The sequence below is a fragment of the Sphingomonas sp. genome, assembly GCF_042095875.1.
Taxonomy (GTDB): Bacteria; Pseudomonadota; Alphaproteobacteria; order Sphingomonadales; family Sphingomonadaceae; genus Sphingomonas.
Genome location: NZ_JBELMJ010000021.1, coordinates 35,145 through 53,070, shown reverse-complemented (window position 1 = coordinate 53,070; position 17,926 = coordinate 35,145). Strand labels below are relative to the sequence as shown.

At 70.9% G+C, this 17,926-nt stretch carries 15 protein-coding genes; 11 read left to right on the top strand and 4 right to left on the bottom strand.

Annotated features, from left to right (window positions below):
- On the bottom strand, positions 1–693 hold a 693-nt coding region (gene dapB, locus ACFDS6_RS09345; RefSeq protein WP_375271884.1), incomplete at its 3' end, for a 4-hydroxy-tetrahydrodipicolinate reductase.
- 330 nt (positions 694–1,023) lie between these two features.
- Between dapB and ACFDS6_RS09340 the strand changes: the two genes are divergently transcribed.
- Positions 1,024–1,650 (top strand): trimeric intracellular cation channel family protein, encoded by a 627-nt coding sequence (locus tag ACFDS6_RS09340; protein WP_375271883.1) that lies wholly within the window; start codon positions 1,024–1,026, stop codon positions 1,648–1,650.
- 2 nt (positions 1,651–1,652) lie between these two features.
- Here the strand turns inward: ACFDS6_RS09340 and ACFDS6_RS09335 are convergent, their stop codons facing one another.
- Both ACFDS6_RS09335 and sppA read right to left on the bottom strand, forming a co-directional pair.
- Entirely contained in the window at positions 1,653–2,057 is a 405-nt protein-coding gene (locus ACFDS6_RS09335; protein ID WP_375271882.1) for a hypothetical protein, read from the bottom strand.
- Positions 2,058–2,143: 86 nt separating this feature from the next.
- Positions 2,144–4,018 (bottom strand): signal peptide peptidase SppA, encoded by a 1,875-nt coding sequence (gene sppA / locus ACFDS6_RS09330; RefSeq protein WP_375271880.1) that lies wholly within the window; start codon positions 4,016–4,018, stop codon positions 2,144–2,146.
- A 165-nt stretch (positions 4,019–4,183) separates the two neighbouring features.
- Here sppA and ACFDS6_RS09325 point away from each other — a divergent pair, with 165 nt between their 5' ends.
- The 5 genes from ACFDS6_RS09325 (at position 4,184) to ACFDS6_RS09305 (ending at position 8,911) form a co-directional block, all read left to right on the top strand.
- Positions 4,184–5,599, top strand: coding sequence for an MATE family efflux transporter (locus ACFDS6_RS09325; protein WP_375271879.1), 1,416 nt, complete (start codon positions 4,184–4,186; stop codon positions 5,597–5,599).
- A 127-nt stretch (positions 5,600–5,726) separates the two neighbouring features.
- Entirely contained in the window at positions 5,727–6,014 is a 288-nt protein-coding gene (groES, locus tag ACFDS6_RS09320) for a co-chaperone GroES (RefSeq protein WP_294190699.1), read from the top strand.
- Between the two features lie 52 nt (positions 6,015–6,066).
- Entirely contained in the window at positions 6,067–7,710 is a 1,644-nt protein-coding gene (groL, locus tag ACFDS6_RS09315; protein WP_375271878.1) for a chaperonin GroEL, read from the top strand.
- A 179-nt stretch (positions 7,711–7,889) separates the two neighbouring features.
- A complete protein-coding gene (locus tag ACFDS6_RS09310) occupies positions 7,890–8,441 on the top strand; it encodes a Uma2 family endonuclease (RefSeq protein ID WP_375271877.1) in 552 nt (183 codons plus the stop codon).
- Positions 8,442–8,467: 26 nt separating this feature from the next.
- Positions 8,468–8,911 carry a DUF3429 domain-containing protein gene (locus tag ACFDS6_RS09305; protein ID WP_375271876.1) on the top strand — a complete coding sequence of 148 codons (444 nt, stop codon included), beginning with the start codon at positions 8,468–8,470 and terminating at the stop codon, positions 8,909–8,911.
- A gap of 22 nt (positions 8,912–8,933) precedes the next feature.
- On the opposite strand, the gene ACFDS6_RS09300 is transcribed toward ACFDS6_RS09305, so the two are convergent.
- Positions 8,934–9,977 (bottom strand): mannose-1-phosphate guanylyltransferase/mannose-6-phosphate isomerase, encoded by a 1,044-nt coding sequence (locus ACFDS6_RS09300; RefSeq protein WP_375271875.1) that lies wholly within the window; start codon positions 9,975–9,977, stop codon positions 8,934–8,936.
- Between the two features lie 147 nt (positions 9,978–10,124).
- Here ACFDS6_RS09300 and ACFDS6_RS09295 point away from each other — a divergent pair, with 147 nt between their 5' ends.
- The 5 genes from ACFDS6_RS09295 (at position 10,125) to ACFDS6_RS09275 (ending at position 17,919) form a co-directional block, all read left to right on the top strand.
- On the top strand, positions 10,125–11,513 hold the full coding sequence (locus tag ACFDS6_RS09295) for a TIGR03013 family XrtA/PEP-CTERM system glycosyltransferase (protein ID WP_375271874.1): 1,389 nt from the start codon (positions 10,125–10,127) through the stop codon (positions 11,511–11,513).
- A 1-nt stretch (position 11,514) separates the two neighbouring features.
- A complete protein-coding gene (gene prsK, locus ACFDS6_RS09290; RefSeq protein ID WP_375271873.1) occupies positions 11,515–13,560 on the top strand; it encodes an XrtA/PEP-CTERM system histidine kinase PrsK in 2,046 nt (681 codons plus the stop codon).
- Positions 13,557–14,921, top strand: a complete 1,365-nt coding sequence (prsR, locus tag ACFDS6_RS09285; protein ID WP_375271872.1) for a PEP-CTERM-box response regulator transcription factor — start codon at positions 13,557–13,559, stop codon at positions 14,919–14,921. Before prsK ends, prsR begins: the two co-directional genes overlap by 4 nt.
- Positions 14,914–17,040 carry a tetratricopeptide repeat protein gene (locus ACFDS6_RS09280; protein WP_375271871.1) on the top strand — a complete coding sequence of 709 codons (2,127 nt, stop codon included), beginning with the start codon at positions 14,914–14,916 and terminating at the stop codon, positions 17,038–17,040. The genes prsR and ACFDS6_RS09280 overlap by 8 nt, the downstream gene beginning before the upstream one ends.
- A 69-nt stretch (positions 17,041–17,109) precedes the next feature.
- Positions 17,110–17,919, top strand: a complete 810-nt coding sequence (locus ACFDS6_RS09275) for an ATP-binding protein (RefSeq protein WP_375271870.1) — start codon at positions 17,110–17,112, stop codon at positions 17,917–17,919.
- Positions 17,920–17,926 lie beyond the last annotated feature (7 nt).

The window sequence follows — 17,926 nt, the reverse complement described above, 5'->3', positions numbered from 1 at the left end:
GGGTGCGCGGCCGGCGAGCCACAGCGCCGCCTTGACCGCGCCGCGCGCGAAGATCGAGCGGTCCTCGCCGCGGTGGCCGAGCTCGATCCGCTCGCCTTCGCCCGCGAAGATCACCTGATGGTCGCCCACCACGCTGCCGCCGCGCAGCGAGGAGAAGCCGATCGTCTCCTCCGTCCGCGCACCGACCAGCCCCGCGCGCCCGTCGACGCGCACCTCCGACAAAGGCGTGTCGCGCCCCGCCGCCGCCGCCTCGCCCAGCAGGATCGCGGTGCCCGACGGCGCGTCGACCTTGTGGCGGTGGTGCATCTCGACGATCTCGATGTCCCAGTCGGTGCCGAGCCGCGCCGCCGCCTCGCGCACCAGCACGCCCAGCAGCGTGACGCCGAGCGAGGTGTTGCCGGTCTGGAGCACCGCGATCCGCTCAGCCGCGGCGTCGATCAGCGCGTGGTGCGCCGCCGACAGCCCGGTGGTGCCGATCACGATCGGCGTGCCCGCGGCGACCGCGGCGGCGAGGTGCGGCTCGAGCGCGGCAGGGGTAGAGAAGTCGACCAGCACGTCCGACGACTGGGCGAGCGGTGCCGGGTCGCCGCCCGCGTCGACGCCCCCGGCGACGGTCGCGCCCTCGTCGCCGACGATGGTCGCAATCGCGCGACCCATGCGGCCGTTGCTGCCGTAGATACCGATCGAGATCATCGCGCACCCGCGGGTTGGAGCAGGAGGAGGGGCGGGCAGGGTAGCGCTGTCATGCCGCGCGCTATGCCACAGCGATGTGACACGAGCGACAGCGCCTGTGGGAAAAATCGTAGGAGGGACCCACGGCCGGAGCCAACCCGGCATCGTCCCGGACTTGATCCGAAATTCCGCTTTTCCGCAACATTCGGAGAGAAGCGGGACCTCGGATCAAGTCCGGGGTGACGAGCGGATTGCGTAATTGGATCCGCAACCAGCAGCGTCGGAACTCCGGACCGATCACACGCGCTGCGACGCTTGCACGGCGCGGCGCATCCGCTACCCGCGTCAGCCATGCCGCCCGAGGTTCTCCTGCCCGTCTTCGCGCCCTGGTTCGACATCGCCGGGCTGGCGCTGTTCGCAGCATCGGGCGCGCTCGCGGCGGCGCGGCGCGGGCAGACGTTCGTCACGCTCGCGTTCTTCGCGCTGATCACCGGTGCGGGCGGCGGCACGGTGCGCGACCTGCTGATCGGCGCGCCGGTGTTCTGGGTGCACGACGCGCGCGTGTCGGCGGTGTGCCTGGCCGCCGCGATACTGGTGTGGGTGACGCCCGAGCGCTGGTGGCGCGGCGCGGCGCTCGACTGGTTGGACGCGGTCGGGCTCGCCGCCTACGCGGTGTACGGCGCGGCCAAGGCGATCGGCTACGGCGTGCCGCCGCTGCCCGCCGCGCTAATGGGGGTGGTGACGGGCTGCGTCGGCGGGATCATCCGCGACGTGCTGGCGGGCGAGCCGTCGATCCTGATGCGGCCGGAATTGTACGTGACTGCCGCGGCGCTGGCGTCGGGGCTGTTCGTCGGGCTGCGCGTGTCGGGCGTCGATCCGCGCACCGCGGCGGTGGCGGCGGCGCTGATGGGGTTCGGCCTGCGTGCCGCCGCGATCCGCTGGCACCTGGCGCTGCCGGCCTATCGCGGGCGCCGCTAGCGTCAGCCGCCCCGCGGCTTGGTATAAGGCACGAACTGCCCGAGCGAGACGAACGGGCCCGGGATGCGCGAAGTGCGGTCGAGCAGGCGGACGATGTCGAGCCGGCAGAGATTGCTGCCGACCGTGCGCGTGACGAGCACGTCGTCGCGGTGCAGCCATCGCGCCCCGTCGCCGCGCGGTTCGTTGACGTATAGGCGCGCGCCGACGCGGTAGACGATCGCGCGCCCGGTCACGATCGTGTTGCCGGTGATGGTGGTGAGCGGCAGGCAGTCGATCGGCTTGCCCGCGACCCGCCCGGCAAGCAGCTGGCGCAGCTCGGCATTCGCGTCGGGGCGCGGTGCGGCGGTCGAGGACGTCGCCGCGAGCGCGATCGCCGCGGCGGTGAGCGAATACAGGAACGTGCGCATGTTCCACCTCTTATCAGAGGCTCCGTGAACGCGCGCTGACGCGTCCGGCTCCGCTCGCCCGCGTCTGGCAAGCGGAGCGGCTCGCGTCAGAGCCCGACCTTGGCGAGCAGCAGGTCGAGGAGTCGCAGGTCGCCGCCGCGCGCGACGACCGGGCCGGCGCCCGCGCATTCCAGGCACTGCGCGCGCACCGCCGCACCCGACAGCATCCGGCGCGCGTCGCCGATCGCCAGCGCGGCGAGCTGACGCTGCTGCCACGCCATCCGCGACATCAGGTCGCCCGACCCCATGCCGGCATCGTCGTCGTCGCTGTCGCGGTTGAACTGCCGCGCGATCTGCGCGGTGAAGCCGGGCTGCTTCTCCAGGTAGACGATCTCCTCCGGCTTGACCTTGGCGCGGCGCGCGGCCTCAGCGACCGCGTCCGACAGCGAGCCGAAGCGGTCGACCAGGCCGAGCTGGCGCGCAGGTCCGCCCAGCCACACGCGGCCCTGGCCGATCTCGTTGACGCGCGCGACCGGCAGGCGGCGCGACTGCGACACGCGGGTCAGGAACTGCATGTAGCCGTGCTCGATCGTCGACTGGATCACCGCGTCGATCACCGGGTTCGTGCCCGCCAGGATGTCGGGCTGCCCGGACAAGGGCGTGGTGCGCACGCCGTCGGTGGTGATGCCGACCTTCACCAGCGTGTTCTCGAACGTCGGGATCACGCCGAAGATTCCGATCGATCCAGTGATCGTGTCGGGTTCGGCGAAGATCACGTCGCCGGGCGTCGACACCCAGTAACCGCCCGACGCGGCGAGCCCGCCCATCGACACCACGATCGGCAGACCGCGCCGCTTGGCCTCGACCAGTGCGAGCCGGATCTTCTCCGACGCCAGCACCGAGCCGCCGGGCGAGTCGACGCGCAGCACGATCGCCTTCAGGTCGTTCTTCGCCAGCCCCTTGTAGATCTGGTCGGACACGGTGTCGCCGCCCGCGCTGCCGCCGCTCGCCTTGCCATCGACGATCGTGCCCGCGACCGTGACGATGCCGATCTTGCCGGTCTTGGGCAGCGGCTTGGCATCGACGAAGGCGTCGTAGTCGATCTTGTTGTAGAAGCCTGCCGCCTTGCCGTCGTCGCCGCCGACGATCTGCGCGACGCGGCGGCCGAACGCGACCTTGTCGCCCAGACGGTCGACGATCCCGCCGCGCAGGTTAGCCTGCGCGACGTCGCCGCCCGCCGCCTGCACCACCTGCGCGGGGTTGGCGAGCAGGGCCGCGACCTGCGCCTTGGGTCGCGCCTGCTGCACCGCGTTCCGCCACTGCTCGAACAGCCCGCCGTACAGCGCCTCGGACGCGGCGCGTGCCTCGGGGCTCTGGTCGGCGCGGATGTACGGCTCGACCGCCGACTTGAACTTGCCGACGCGGTAGACGTGCGCGTTGACGCCCAATTTGTCGATCAGCCCCTTGTAGTACAGCTGCGAGCCGCCCGGCCCGGAGAACAACGTGCCGCCCTGCGGGTCCATCCAGATCTCGCTCGCCGATGCGGCGAGGCGGTAGCCGCCGTCGGTATAAGCGATGCCCCAGGCGAGCACCGGCTTGCCCGCGCGCTTCACCTCGGCGAGCTTCGCCGCCACCTCGCGCAGCGCCGCCGGATAGGCGCCGCCGAAGCGTTCGAGGTCGACCACCACCGCCTTGACGCGGTCGTCGGTCCTGGCGGCGTCGAGCGCGCGGACGATGTCGCGCAGCCGGTACTCGCGCCCGACCTGCTGCCCGCTGAGCAGCTGGGTGAAGGTGACCTCTTCCGGCTGCTCGACGATCGGACCATCGAGGTCGAGCACCAGCGCGCCGTCCCGAATCGCGGGCGCGCGGCTGCGCGCGTTCAGTGCGGCGAACAGCGCGCCGAAGAACAGCAGCATCGCGACGAGCACCAGCGCGTCCTTGATGCCGACCAGCAGTTTCCAGGCGCCCTTCACCAGTCTCATGCGCGCACCAGCTTCATTGTCGTGATCCTCACGGAGCATCGGGCCCCTCGTAACCGGTGTTAGCCGGTCGTGTATGGTTGGAGCAATACGCTTCTACCGTGCCGCCCCGCTTCTCGGGACGCGCTTCTATGGCCAAGCCGTATCGAACCGCCTAACGGCGGCGCGATGCACGCCGGTCCCGTCACGCCCGCGCCGCTCGTCGAGCCGCGCCCCGCCGGCTGGCGCGACGAGCTGGTCGCGCTCTCTCGCCTCGCGGGGCCGCTGGTCGCGGCCAACCTGCTGCAAATGGCGGTGTCGGCGGTCGACGTGATCTTCGTCGGGCGGCTCGGCACGCTGGAACTCGCCGCGGCGACGATGGGCGTGTTCCTGTTCACGCTGCCGCTCTACGGGGTCATCGGCCTGACCAGCGCGGCGGCGCCGTTGATCGCGGCCGAGCTGGGTCAGCGCGCGCACGCGGTGCGCGAGGTGCGGCGCAGCGCGCGCATGGCCCTGTGGGTCGGCGCCGCGGCCTCGCTGCTGGTCATGACGATCCTGGCGAACGGCGAGCGGTTGCTGCTGCTCGCCGACCAGGACCCGCGCGTCGCCGAACGCGCGGGGCACTTCCTCGACATTCTTTTGTGGGCGGTGCTGCCCGGCGTGGCGGCGGGCGTACTGCGCACGGTGGCGGCCGCGCTCGGACGCGCGGGATGGGCGTTGATCGTGACCGCGCTGGCGCTCGCGCTCAGCATCCTCGTCAACTGGCTGCTCGTGTTCGGCAACGCCGGCTTCCCCCGGCTCGGGCTCGAAGGATCGGCGATCGCGAGCGTGGTCAGCACGACCGGCATGGTGCTCGCCTACGTCCTGATCTTCTTCGCCGATCGCCGGCTGCGTCGCTACCGCCTGTTCGGGCGCTGGTGGCGGCCCGAATGGAGCCGCGCGCGCGAGATCGTCCGGCTGGGCGTGCCGATCATGCTAACCTGGCTGTTCGAGGGCGCGCTGTTCGGCGGGGCCGCAATCCTGATGGGGTTGATCGGCGTGACCGAGGTCGCCGCGCACGCGGTCGCGCTCAACGTCGCCGCCGTCGCGTTCCAGGTGCCGTTCGGCGTCGCGCAGGCCGCGACGATCCGCGTCGGGCTGGCGTTCGGCGCGGGCGACCACGCCTGGGTGGCGCGCGCCGGGCGCACCGCGCTGGTGCTCGGCATCGGCTTCATGGGGGTGAGCGCGGTCGCGATGTGGCTCGCGCCCCGCCTGTTCATCTCGGCCTATATCGACGTCGACGCCGCGCAGAATGCGGCGGTGGTGCCGCTCGCGATGCAGTATCTCGCGGTCGCGGCGGTGTTCCAGCTCGTCGACGGCGCGCAGGCGGTGGCGGCCGGCGTACTGCGCGGGGTGCAGGATACGCGCGTGCCGATGCTGGTGGCGTTGTTCGGCTACTGGGTGGTCGGCTTCGGCACCGCGGCGGTGCTCGGCTTCGCCACGACGCTGGCGGGGACGGGCATCTGGATCGGGCTCGCCGCGGGGTTGCTGGTCGTGTCGGTGCTGCTGCTGTGGCGCTGGTCGGCGCGGGTGCGGCTCGGCCTGCTGGTGCCACGACCGGGCTGAAAAAAGGTTCCGAAAACCGCTCGCGTCCCCATTGACGGTCCGGAGCGCGCCACACATATGCCGTCTCGCTGGCACTCGCTCACGTCGAGTGCCAAATAAGTGTCATCAATCGAAAAGGGTTACAGCAATGAACTTTCGTCCGTTGCACGACCGCGTTCTCGTTCGCCGCGTTGAGGCGGAGGAGAAGACGGCCGGTGGGATCATCATCCCCGACACTGCCAAGGAGAAGCCGCAGGAGGGCGAGGTCGTCGCCGCCGGCACCGGCACCAAGGCCGAGGACGGCAAGGTCACCCCGCTCGACGTCAAGGCCGGCGACCGCATCCTGTTCGGCAAGTGGTCGGGCACCGAGGTCAAGGTCGACGGCGAAGACCTGCTCATCATGAAGGAATCGGACATCCTCGGCATCGTTGGCTGAGCGTTTCTGAACCTCCACTTCCTCCACTTCGCATTTTGAAAGGGTAGCCAACATGGCAGCCAAGGACGTGAAATTCGGCCGCGACGCGCGTGAGCGCATCCTGCGCGGCGTCGACATCCTCGCCGACGCGGTGAAGGTCACGCTGGGGCCGAAGGGCCGCAACGTCGTGATCGACAAGAGCTTCGGCGCGCCCCGCATCACCAAGGACGGTGTGTCGGTCGCCAAGGAAATCGAGCTCAAGGACAAGTTCGAGAACATGGGCGCGCAGATGGTGCGCGAAGTGGCCTCGAAGACCAACGACACCGCCGGTGACGGCACCACCACCGCGACCGTGCTCGCCCAGGCGATCGTGCGCGAGGGCATGAAGTCGGTCGCCGCCGGCATGAACCCGATGGACCTGAAGCGCGGCATCGACCTCGCCGTGGTCAAGGTGATCGAGGACGTGAAGTCGCGCTCCAAGCCCGTCTCGGGTAGCCAGGAAGTCGCGCAGGTCGGCATCATCTCCGCCAACGGCGACCGCGAAGTCGGCGAGAAGATCGCCGAGGCGATGGAGAAGGTCGGCAAGGAAGGCGTCATCACCGTGGAAGAGGCCAAGGGTCTCGACTTCGAGCTCGACGTCGTCGAGGGCATGCAGTTCGACCGCGGCTACCTGTCGCCCTACTTCATCACCAACCCGGACAAGATGACGGTCGAGCTGAACGACCCGTACATCCTGATCCACGAGAAGAAGCTGTCGAACCTGCAGGCGATGCTCCCGATCCTGGAAGCTGTCGTGCAGTCGGGTCGTCCGCTCCTCATCATCGCCGAGGACATCGAGGGCGAGGCGCTGGCCACGCTGGTCGTCAACAAGCTGCGCGGCGGCCTCAAGGTCGCGGCGGTCAAGGCACCGGGCTTCGGCGATCGTCGCAAGGCGATGCTCGAGGACATCGCGATCCTGACCAAGGGCGAGGTGATCTCGGAGGATCTCGGCATCAAGCTCGAGAGCGTCACGCTGGGCATGCTCGGCACCGCCAAGCGCGTCTCGATCGACAAGGACAACACCACCATCGTCGACGGTGCGGGTGAAGCCGACGCGATCAAGGGCCGCACCGAGGCGATCCGCCAGCAGATCGAGAACACCACCAGCGACTATGACCGTGAGAAGCTCCAGGAGCGCCTGGCGAAGCTCGCCGGCGGCGTGGCGGTGATCAAGGTCGGCGGTGCGACCGAGGTCGAGGTGAAGGAGCGCAAGGACCGCGTCGACGACGCGCTGCACGCGACCCGCGCCGCAGTCGAGGAAGGCATCGTCCCCGGTGGCGGCACGGCGCTGCTCTACGCGTCGAAGGCGCTCGACGGCCTGACGGGTGCGAACGACGACCAGACCCGCGGCATCGACATCGTCCGCCGCTCGCTCACCGCGCTGGTCCGCCAGATCGCGATGAACGCCGGCCACGACGGTGCGGTGGTCTCGGGCAAGCTGCTCGACGGCAACGACACCTCGCTCGGCTTCAACGCCGCGACCGACACCTACGAGAACCTGGTGCAGGCCGGCGTGATCGACCCGACCAAGGTCGTGCGCACCGCGCTGCAGAACGCGGCCTCGGTCGCCGGCCTCCTCATCACGACCGAGGCGACCGTCTCCGAGGTGCCCGAGGACAAGGCAGCGCCGGCGATGCCGGGCGGCGGCATGGGCGGCATGGGCGGCATGGACTTCTGATTTCGGTCGGGGGCAGCGCGCTGCCCCCGACACGAAATCGGAACGGCCGGCGGGTCGGCTCAGCCGAACCCGTCCGACGCCCAGCAGCGGGTTTGCCGCTGCCAGCACGAGAAAGAGGGCCGAGCGGAGCGATCCGCCGGCCCTTCTTTTGTTGGGTCGCCGCGTGTATCTTGCCGCAAATGGCCACCGAACCATCTGAGCGTCTGCTGACCGCGCAGGAGTTCCTGCAGATCGACTTCGGTGCCGATCTGAAGGCGGAACTCGACGATGGCAGCATCCGCATGATGGCGGGCGGCACGCGCGAGCATGCGCGTGTCCAGGCCAACGTGCTCGCCTATCTGCGTGGCGCGCTTCGAGGATCGGGCTGTCGTCCGTACGGCTCCGATATGGCCGTGCAGACGCATGAACGCGGCGTTCGCTACCCGGATGTGACCGTTGATTGCGGCACCGGTACCGACGCCGACTCGGATAAACTGCTTCGTGATCCCCGCGTCATCGTCGAGATACTCTCGCCGTCGACGCGTGACATCGACCTACGGGTAAAACGCGCCGAGTACCGTGACTTGCCGGGCGTGGCCGCGATCGTGTTCATCGACCCGCATGCCGAGACGTCATCGATCAGTCGACGGCTGGAAGGAGCCTGGGTCGAGACGTTGTTCGCCCGTGCCGACGTCGACCTGCCCGCGCTCGACCTGTCGATCCCGCACGACGAGATCTTCGCGCGCGACTGAATGCGCGCTCGTGCGTTCGGCGGCGCATGAGCAACCGCATACCCCTCGACGGCAAGATCCTCGGTTTCGGCCCCATGCTTCCGCTCGTCGCGGCGGGCATCGGCGCGTGGACGCTGCCGGGAAGCTGGCCATTCTACGCAATCCAATGCGCGGTGATCTGGGCCGCGCTGATCCTCGCCTTCGTTGCTGGCGTCCGGCGCGGCTACGGCTTCGGCAATCCGTCGGCGTCGAAGCCGGCGGACATCGCGGCGGCGATGGCCTATTTCTCGATCGCCGTCCTGTCGCTGATCGTGCCGTTCACCACCATCTCGCTCGCGCTGCTCGCCGCGGGCTACGCGTTCGTCGCGCTGCTCGATCGCCGTGCCGGCCGGCGGGGCAATGCTCCAGCCTATTTCGCGAAACTTCGCGGGCCGCAGTTCCTGCTCGGTTGCGCCGGGCTCGCCGCCTGCTGGGCGTGGCTGATGCGCTGAGCATCCGCCAAGCCCGCTCAGGTCAGCGCCGCTTCATCTCTTCCTGCAGCAGCTTGACGTCCTGGCTGCGGCCGCGCGGCAGAATCAGGATGTCGTTGCCGCTCGCGACCACGATCAAATCCTCGACGCCGACCATCGCGATCCGCGCGCCGTCGCTGCGCACCAGGCAGTTGCGGCTGTCGAGCACGACCGCGTCGCCGTTCACGACATTGCCGTGCTCGTCATTGTCGGCGATCGCGTGCAGTGCGTCCCAGCTGCCGACGTCGCTCCACCCCATCGCGACCGGCACCACCGCGACGCGCTCCGCCTTCTCCATCACGGCATAGTCGATCGAGTCGGACGGCGAGGCCTCGAACGCTGCGACCTCGGGGTAGACGCGCGTGCCGTCGCGCCTCGCGCGCTCCATCGACGCCTTCGCGGCGGCGAGGATGTCGGGCCGGAACTCATTGAGCGCACGTAGATAGGCATCGGCGCGGAACAGGAAGATGCCGCCGTTCCACGCATGATCGCCGCTCGCGATCATCGACTCGGCCGCAGCGCGCTGCGGCTTCTCGACGAAGCGCGCGACGCGGTGGACGCCCGCGGCGACCTCCTCGCCGACCTTAATGTAGCCGTATCCCGTTTCCGGCGCGTCGGGCGTGATGCCAAAGGTGATCAGCCAGCCGTCCTCCACCAGTGGCAACGCGGCGTGGATCGCGGCGTGGAACGCTTCGCGATCCAAGATGACGTGGTCGGACGGCATCACCAGCATCGGCGCGTCGCCGGCCGCTTCGAGCGCCGCCAGCGCGATCGCCGGAGCGGTGTTGCGCCCCGCGGGCTCCAGAATGATGGCGTGCGGCGTCGGTTGCAGCAGCGCGAGTTGCGCCTCGACCTGCTCGGCGTGCGCCGCATTCGCGACCACGATCGGCGCAGCGAAGGCATCGCCGTGCGCGCGCGCCGCGGTCAGTTGCAGCATCGTCTCGGTCGCGGTCAGCGCCAGGAATTGCTTGGGCCGCTCGGGCCTGGACATCGGCCACAGACGCGTTCCCGATCCGCCGGACAAGATCACCGGCACAATTGCTGACACTGATTGGTCTCCTTACCCCCCGGTTGCCGATTCCGGCACCGCCTGCGTAACGACCTTAGTGCTACAAAGCTCCGGCGTTCAGGGAATCTTTGCCAATTTGCGCGACAGCGTGTCGGCAGAGCTTACAACGGCAGGGTCGGCGCCTCGATGACGCGGGTGTTCAAACATTACGTACCCAATGCGGCGCTGCTGCTGGGGTTGCTCGACTTCGTGCTGCTGCTGCTGGCGGCGGAGGCCGGGTGGCAGCTGCGCGCGTGGCAGATCGGCATGGATGTCGACTCGATCGTCACGCGGGTACCGCAACTGCTGTCCTTCGCGCTGCCGCTGGAGGTTTCGATGATCGCGGTCGGCGCCTACGGCGTCCACGCGTTCGAATCGTGGCGGTTCGCGACCGCGCGGTTGCTGGTCGCGGTGTCGCTCGGCATCATCTTCCTGTCGGTCATCTTCTTCCTGGTGCCGGCGATCACCTTCTGGCGCTCCAACCTGCTGTTCGGCATGGTCTTCGCCGTGGCCGGGATGGTCGCGGTACGCTTCGCCATCGGCAGCTTCATCCGCGGCGATGCGCTCAGGCGGCGGGTGCTGGTGCTGGGTGCGGGACGTCGCGCGGCCAGGCTGGGCGAGCTCGCCGCGCGACCGCGCGCGAGCTTCGTGGTCGCGGGCTACGTCGCGATGGGCGAGCCGAGCACGATCGTCCCAGGCGCGGTCGGACGCGACGCGATCGACAATCTATCCGATCACGTGCTCGCGCTCGACGCGACCGAGGTGGTGCTCGCAATCGAGGAGCGGCGCAACGCGCTGCCCCTGCGCGACCTGCTGCGGGTCAAGACGACCGGCGTCGGGGTGATCGACTATTCGACGTTTCTGGAGCGGGAAACCGGCCGGATCGACCTGGACAGCGTCAACCCGTCGTGGCTGATCTTCTCCGACGGCTTCTCGTCCGGGCGCATGCTGTCGAGCGTCTCGAAGCGCGCGTTCGACATTGCAGCCAGCCTGCTGCTGCTCGCCTTCGCGCTTCCGGTCATCCTGGTCACCGCGGTCGCGATCAAGCTGGAGAGCGCCGGCCCCGCCTTCTACCGCCAGCGCCGCGTCGGGCTCTACAACCAGTCGTTCGACATCCTGAAGCTGCGCTCGATGCGGCAGGATGCCGAGGTCGCCGGCACCGCCGTCTGGGCGGCGGAGGACGACCCTCGCATCACGCGCATCGGCAAGTTCATCCGCAAGGTCCGCGTCGACGAGCTGCCGCAATGCTGGAGCGTGCTGAAGGGCGAGATGAGCTTCGTCGGTCCGCGTCCCGAACGCCCGCAGTTCGTCGCCGACCTGGAACGCGAGCTGCCCTTCTACGCCGAGCGTCACATGGTGAAGCCGGGGATCACCGGCTGGGCGCAGATCAACTATCCCTACGGCGCGTCGATCGAGGACGCACGGCACAAGCTGGAATACGACCTCTATTACGCCAAGAACTACACGCCCTTCCTCGACCTGCTGATCCTGCTGCAGACGCTGCGCGTCGTGCTGTGGCCCGAGGGCGCGCGCTGAGGTGACGGGCGCGGCGTTCGTCATTTGGCTGCACGGGCTCGCGGCGCTCCTGTTCTGCGGCGCGGCGCTGATGGAGGTGCGGCGGCCGGTCGGCTTTGTGCCGCGCTGGTCGCTGCTGCTGGCGCTGGGGCTCAGCGCATTGTGGGCGCTCGGCGTCGCAGGGATCGGCGAAGCCGAGGTGCCGGTGCGCGTGACGCAGGTGGCGCGCAATCTCGCCTGGGTCGCCGTGCTTTTCACCATGACGGCCCCGCGGGCACGTCGAGTCGGCTATCGCAGCGGCGCCTATCTCGCGACGGCGCTGTGCCTCGTGCTGGCGGGCGCGGTCGCGGTGGCGCAGCCGGCGTTCGCATCGGGCGCGAACCCCAGCGCCGCCGAGGCGACGTGGCGGGTGTTGCGGCTGTTGTCGACAATCGCCGCGCTGGTGTTGCTGCACCGACATGCCGCCGAGACACGCGACCGGATCGGCGGTGCGCAGCAGATGCTGATCGCCACGATGGGCGTGATGTGGGCGGTCGACCTGCTCGTGCTCGCGCTGGCGCATGCGACGGGCGCGTGGACGGAGGACCTAACGATCCTGCGCGGGTGCGCGACGGTTCTGGTGGCGGTGATGGCGCTGATCGCGATCAGTCGGCGCGCCGACCGATCGCTGCGCGTGTCGCGCGGCGCCGCGGCGCAGGCGATGCTGCTGGGCGCGGGCGCGCTGTACGTCGTTGCCGCGACCGCCGCGACCGGTCTGCTGGGGCGGGTCGGCGGCGAGCACGCGCGCGTCGTGCAGGCCGTATTCGTGTTCGGCACCGGCGCCGCGGTGCTGACGATCGTGACGACGCCGTGGCTGCGCGCCTGGTCAAAGGTGATGGTCGCCAAGCACCTGTTCAGCCACCGCTACGATTACCGCGCGGAGTGGATGCGCTTCACCGACACGCTGGGCGTGTCGGGCGAGGACGCGGCCCCGCTGCCGCTGCGCATCGTCCAGGCGGTCGCCGACCTGACCGCATCGCCCGCCGGGCTGCTGCTCTACGCGACGCGCGACGGGATGGTCGCGGGGCCGGCGTGGCGCTGGGACGAGGCGCCGGCCGCTGCCGCACCGTTGGCGCTAGAGGCGTACCTGCGTCGCACCGGTCGCATCATCGACCTCGATTCGTGCCGCATCGGCGAGGCGCCGCCGGAGGAGATCGCCGCCTTACCCGAGTGGCTGCGCGCGCGCGCGGAGGCGTGGGCGATCGTGCCGCTGCTGCGCGCCGACGCGCTGATCGGCGCGATCGTGCTGGCGCGGCCCCCGGCGACGCGCGCGCTCGACTGGGAGGATTTCGACCTGCTCGGCGCCGCGGGCCGGCAGGCGGCGAGCTACCTGGCAGAGGAGCGCGCGCAGGCCGCGCTCGCCGACGCGCAGCGGTTCGACGAATTCAATCGCCGCTTCGCCTTCATCATGCACGATCTGAAGAACCTCGTCAGCCAGACCGCGCTGGTCGCACGCAATGCGGAGCGCCACGCCGACAATCCGGCGTTCCGCGCCGACATGGTCGCGACGCTGCAGGACACGTCGCAGCGCATGACCGCGCTGCTCGCGCGGCTGGGGCAGCACACCGCACCCGCGCACCTGGCACCCGGCCCGATCGACCTGTTGCAGCTGGCGCGGCGGATCGCCGACGGGCGACGCGCGCAGCATTCGGTCGAGGTGAGCGGCGCCGGCGCGGTCGCACTCGCCGACGCGGCGGCGGTGGAGACGATGATCGGACACCTGGTGCAGAATGCCGTCGAGGCGAGCGCCGCCGACGCGCCCGTCCACCTTCACGTCGTCGCCGTCGATGACCGGGCGATCGTCGAGGTACGCGATCGCGGCTGCGGCATGGCGGCGGATTTCCTGCGCGATCAGCTGTTCCGCCCGTTCGCGTCCGCGAAGCCGGGCGGGTTCGGGCTCGGCGCGTTCGAAGCGCGGCAGATAGCGGAGCAGATGGGTGGCAGCATGACCGTGACGAGCCGAGAGGGCGAGGGCACCTGCTGCCGCGTCGCGCTGCCGATCGCCCCCGCGCTGGAGCAGGTCGCGTGAGCGACGCGTCCGATGGCGCCAAGCGCACGCTGCTGATCGTCGAGGACGACGCCGGGCTGCAACGCCAGTTGCGCTGGGCGTACGAGGGTTACGAGGTGGTCGTCGCCGGCGACCGCGCGAGCGCGCTCGACGCGGTGCGCGCCTCCGAGCCGCAGGTCGTGACACTCGACCTCGGCCTGCCGCCCGATCCCGACGGCGCGTCCGAGGGCCTGCGCGCATTGTCCGAGATCCTGGCGCTCAAGCCCGATACCAAGGTGATCGTCGCGTCGGGCAACGGCGCGCGCGAGGCGGCACTGACCGCGATTGCGGGCGGCGCGTGGGATTTCTACAGCAAGCCGATCGACATCGACGCGCTCGGCCTGATCGTGTCGCGCGCGTTCCACGTCCACGCGCTGGAGGCGGAGAACCGCCGGCTCGCCGCGCGCGGGGGGGCGGCAGGATTGGGCGGCCTCATCACCGCCGCGCCCGAGATGCTGCGCGTCACCCGCACAATCGAGCGCGTCGCGCCCGCCGACGTGTCGGTCATGCTGCTGGGCGCGAGCGGCACCGGCAAGGAACTGCTCGCGCGCGGGCTGCACGACGCCAGCCCACGCCGCGACCAGCCGTTCGTCGCCATCAACTGTGCCGCGATCCCCGAGACACTGCTGGAAAGCGAGTTGTTCGGGCACGAGAAGGGTGCGTTCACCGGCGCGATCAAGACCACCGCGGGCAAGATCGAGTCGGCGGGCGGCGGCACATTGTTCCTCGACGAGATCGGCGACGTGCCGCTCGCGTTGCAGGTCAAGCTGCTGCGCTTCCTGCAGGAACGCGTGATCGAGCGGCTCGGCGGGCGGCGCGCGATCCCGGTCGACGTGCGGATCGTCTGTGCGACGCACCAGGACGTCGACGCGATGGTCGCCGACGGTCGCTTCCGCGAGGACCTCTACTACCGGCTGGCGGAGATCGTCGTGCGCATCCCCGCGCTCGCGGAGCGCAGCGGCGACGCGGCTCTGCTCGCGCGCCACTTCGTCCAGCAGCACAAGAAAATGCTCAACCCGGCCGTCCACGGGCTCAGCCCCGACGCGACCGCGGCGATCGACGCGTGGAGCTGGCCCGGCAACGTCCGCGAGCTCGAGAATCGGGTCAAGCGCGCGGTCATCATGGCGGAGGGCAAGTACGTCACCGCCGCCGACCTCGATCTCGCCACCAGCGACGACGCGCTGCCGATCAACCTGCGCGCCGCGCGCGAGCGGGCCGATCGCCGCGCGATCACGCGCGCGCTGGCGCAGGCGGACGGCAACATATCGGGCACCGCGCGGTTGCTCGGGATCAGCCGGCCGACCCTATACGACCTGCTCAAGAGCTACGACCTGCATGGCTGACATGGGTGCGACCTATCCATTGCTCCGCGGCCGGCGCAGGCGGCGGCGTGCGAGCTGGCCGGGCACCGCGGCGTTGCTGCGGCGCCGCGGTGCGCGTGCGGCGCTGGTCGTGTTTCTGTTCGCGGCACTGGTGCTGGCGCTGCTGACGCTCGCGCGCCGCGCCGACGTGCCCGATGCCACGATGTCGATGCGGCGGGGCGCAGAGGCACTCGCCCGCGCCAATTACTCGGCCGCGCGCAACGAGTTTATCGCCGCGGTCAGGGCGGAGCCGGCCAACGCCGCGGCGCAGCGCGCGCTCGCCGAGACCTATCTGCTGCTCGAGAACGGTGTCGCAGCGCAGGGCGCGATCGACCGCGCGCGCAGCGCGGGTGTGCCAGCGTCCGAGCTCCACCACCTGCGCTCCGCCGCGCTGTTGCTACAGGGCGACGAGGATGGCGCGATCGCGGAGGCTGACCGCGCAAGCGGCCGCTTCGTGCCCTTCGCGCAGCGTGCCAAGGCGCGCGCGCTGGCGGCGCAGGGTGACCGTGCGGCGGGCGCCGCGCTGCTTGAACAACTGCTCGCGCGCGACCCGAGAGACGCGGGCGCGTGGGGCGATCTCGGCCGCGTCCGGCTCGACATCGGCGACGTCGGCGGGGCCACGCTGGCGGCGCAGCGCGCGCTGGCGCTCGACCCAAACAACCTGGCGGCGCTGGTGCTGCGCGGCGAGCTGGTCCGCAGCCAGTACGGGCTCGTCGCGTCGCTGCCGTGGTTCGAGGCGGCCTTGTCGCGCGACGCTTACTATCATCGCGCGCTGATCGAATACGCCGGGACGCTGGGCGACGCCGGGCGCAGCGTCGACAGCGTGGCCGCTGCGCGGCGCGCGCTGGCGGCGCGCCCCGGCGATCCGCAGGCATTGTACCTGATGGCGGTCGTCGCGGTCCGCGCGGGCGACATGGCGCTGGCGGGGGCGCTGCTCGACCGGTCGAGCGGCGGGCTGGACGGACTGCCGGGCGGATTGCTGCTGTCGGGCGGCGTCGATTACGCGAACGGCCGATTCGAGCAGGCGGCAGTGAAATGGCGCGCACTGCTCGGTGCGCAGCCGATGAACCTGGCGGCGCGGCGCCTGCTCGGCGCGGCGCTGCTGCGCTCGGGCGACGCGAAGGGCGCGCTCGACGTGCTGCGTCCCGCCGCGCTGCGCGACGACGCCGACAGCTACACGCTGACGCTGGTCGCGCGCGCGTTCGAGGCGCGTGGCCTGCGCGATTGGGCCGCGCGCTTCCTCGACCGTGCGGCGAAGCCCGCCGCGCCCCGCGCCGCGCCGTTCGGGCAGGACGACGACACGGGCGTGCTCGCCAACGCGGTCAACGACGCGCCGGACGATCCCGCGGCGGCGGTCGCCTTCATCCGCGGGCTGGTGGAGCAGGGCCGTTTCGTCGAGGCGATCGGCGCGAGCGAGCGGCTGGCGCGCGCGTCGCCGGGCGCGCCGTCGGCACAGCTGCTGCTGGGCGACGTGCAGGCGGCGGCGGGGCGCTTCGCCGCCGCCGCGCCCGCTTATGCGCGCGCGGCCGACCTCCGCTTCGACGCGCCGGTGTTGCTCAGGTTGGTCGAGGCGTGGGTCCAGACGAACAAGCGCCAGCAGGCGGCCGAGGCGCTCGCGCTCTACCTCGCGCAGAACCCGCAGTCGGTGATCGCGCGTCGGCTGCTCGCCAATGTGCAACTCGTGTCGGGCGATTTCACCGGCGCGGTCAGGACGCTGGAGCAGCTGCGCGGCGAGATCGGCGACCGCGACACGCTGGTGCTCGCGCAGCTCGGCTATGCCTATACGCAGGCGGGCGATCCGCGCGCGGCGCTGCCGTTCGCGCGCGCGGCCTACCGCCTGTCGCCGATGAGCTCGGCGGCGAGCGACGCCTACGGCGCGGCGCTGTTCGCGAGCGGCGACACGCTCGCGGCGCTGCAATTGCTGTCTAAGGCGGTGCGGCTGGCGCCCGAGAATGCGGGCATCCGCTGGCATAACGCGCAGGCGCTGGCCGACGCCGGACAGGTGGCGGCGGCGCGCGCGGCGATCGGCATCGCGCTCAGGGACGTGCGGTTCGGCGAGCGCGCGGCGGCGACCCAGCTGCTCGCCATGCTTACCAAGTGACGCTCCGATACCTCCACGCGCCAACGCGAAACGATTGAGCGCGCGGTCGCCGCGCGTATAGCGGGGCGCATGGACGACGCCCTGACCCGGATCGCCGCCGCGCTGGAGCGGTTGAGCCCGCCGCCGCCCGCCCCGGCCGACCCGCTGGCGCATCCCGCCTACGTGTGGCGGGGCGGCGTGCTGGTCGCGGCGCGCGACTTTCGCCCGCTGCCACTCGACATGCTGCGCGGCGTCGACGCGCAGAAGGATGCGCTGCTCGGCAACCTCGAACGGCTCGCCGCCGGCCACGCCGCGCAGGACGTGCTGCTGTGGGGCGCGCGCGGGACGGGCAAGTCGGCGCTGGTCAAGGCGAGCGTGGGCGCGGTGCAGGCGGCCGGCGGCGCGCTCGCGCTGGTCGAGGTCTCGGCGGACCGGCTCGACACGCTGCCGCGCTTGTTCGACGCGATCGCGGGCGTGCGCCGCGCGTTCGTGCTGTTCCTCGACGATCTCGGCTTCGACGCCGCCGCCGACGCGCGCACGCTGCGCTCGCTGCTGGAAGGCGGGGCGGAGGCGCGGCCGGCGAACGCGCGGCTGGTGGTCACCTCCAACCAGCGCCACCTGCTGCCGCGCGACATGGGCGCGCAGGAACGCGCGGTGAACGCACGCGACGTCGCCGACGACCAGCTCGCGCTCGCCGACCGCTTCGGGCTGAGCCTGGGGTTCCACGTCGTCGATCAGGAGCATTACCTCCAGATCGTGCGCGGCTACGCCGAGGCGTACGCGCTGCCGTTCGAGCCTGCGGACGCGGTGCTATGGGCGACGCGGCGCGGTGCCCGCTCCGGCCGCGTCGCTTGGCAGTACGTCGTCGACCTCGCCGGACGCGCGGGCAGGGCGCTCTAGGCGCCGG

Bases quoted from the DNA above. Each gene is read 5' to 3' on its own strand.
- ACFDS6_RS09335 (WP_375271882.1), bottom strand. From the start codon at position 2,057: ATGCGCACGTTCCTGTATTCGCTCACCGCCGCGGCGATCGCGCTCGCG.
- ACFDS6_RS09325 (WP_375271879.1), top strand. From the start codon at position 4,184: ATGCACGCCGGTCCCGTCACGCCCGCGCCGCTCGTCGAGCCGCGCCCC.
- ACFDS6_RS09305 (WP_375271876.1), top strand. From the start codon at position 8,468: ATGAGCAACCGCATACCCCTCGACGGCAAGATCCTCGGTTTCGGCCCC.
- ACFDS6_RS09340 (WP_375271883.1), top strand. From the start codon at position 1,024: ATGCCGCCCGAGGTTCTCCTGCCCGTCTTCGCGCCCTGGTTCGACATC.
- sppA (WP_375271880.1), bottom strand. From the start codon at position 4,018: ATGAGACTGGTGAAGGGCGCCTGGAAACTGCTGGTCGGCATCAAGGAC.
- ACFDS6_RS09275 (WP_375271870.1), top strand. From the start codon at position 17,110: ATGGACGACGCCCTGACCCGGATCGCCGCCGCGCTGGAGCGGTTGAGC.
- ACFDS6_RS09295 (WP_375271874.1), top strand. From the start codon at position 10,125: ATGACGCGGGTGTTCAAACATTACGTACCCAATGCGGCGCTGCTGCTG.
- groL (WP_375271878.1), top strand. From the start codon at position 6,067: ATGGCAGCCAAGGACGTGAAATTCGGCCGCGACGCGCGTGAGCGCATC.
- ACFDS6_RS09280 (WP_375271871.1), top strand. From the start codon at position 14,914: ATGGCTGACATGGGTGCGACCTATCCATTGCTCCGCGGCCGGCGCAGG.
- groES (WP_294190699.1), top strand. From the start codon at position 5,727: ATGAACTTTCGTCCGTTGCACGACCGCGTTCTCGTTCGCCGCGTTGAG.
- ACFDS6_RS09310 (WP_375271877.1), top strand. From the start codon at position 7,890: ATGGCCACCGAACCATCTGAGCGTCTGCTGACCGCGCAGGAGTTCCTG.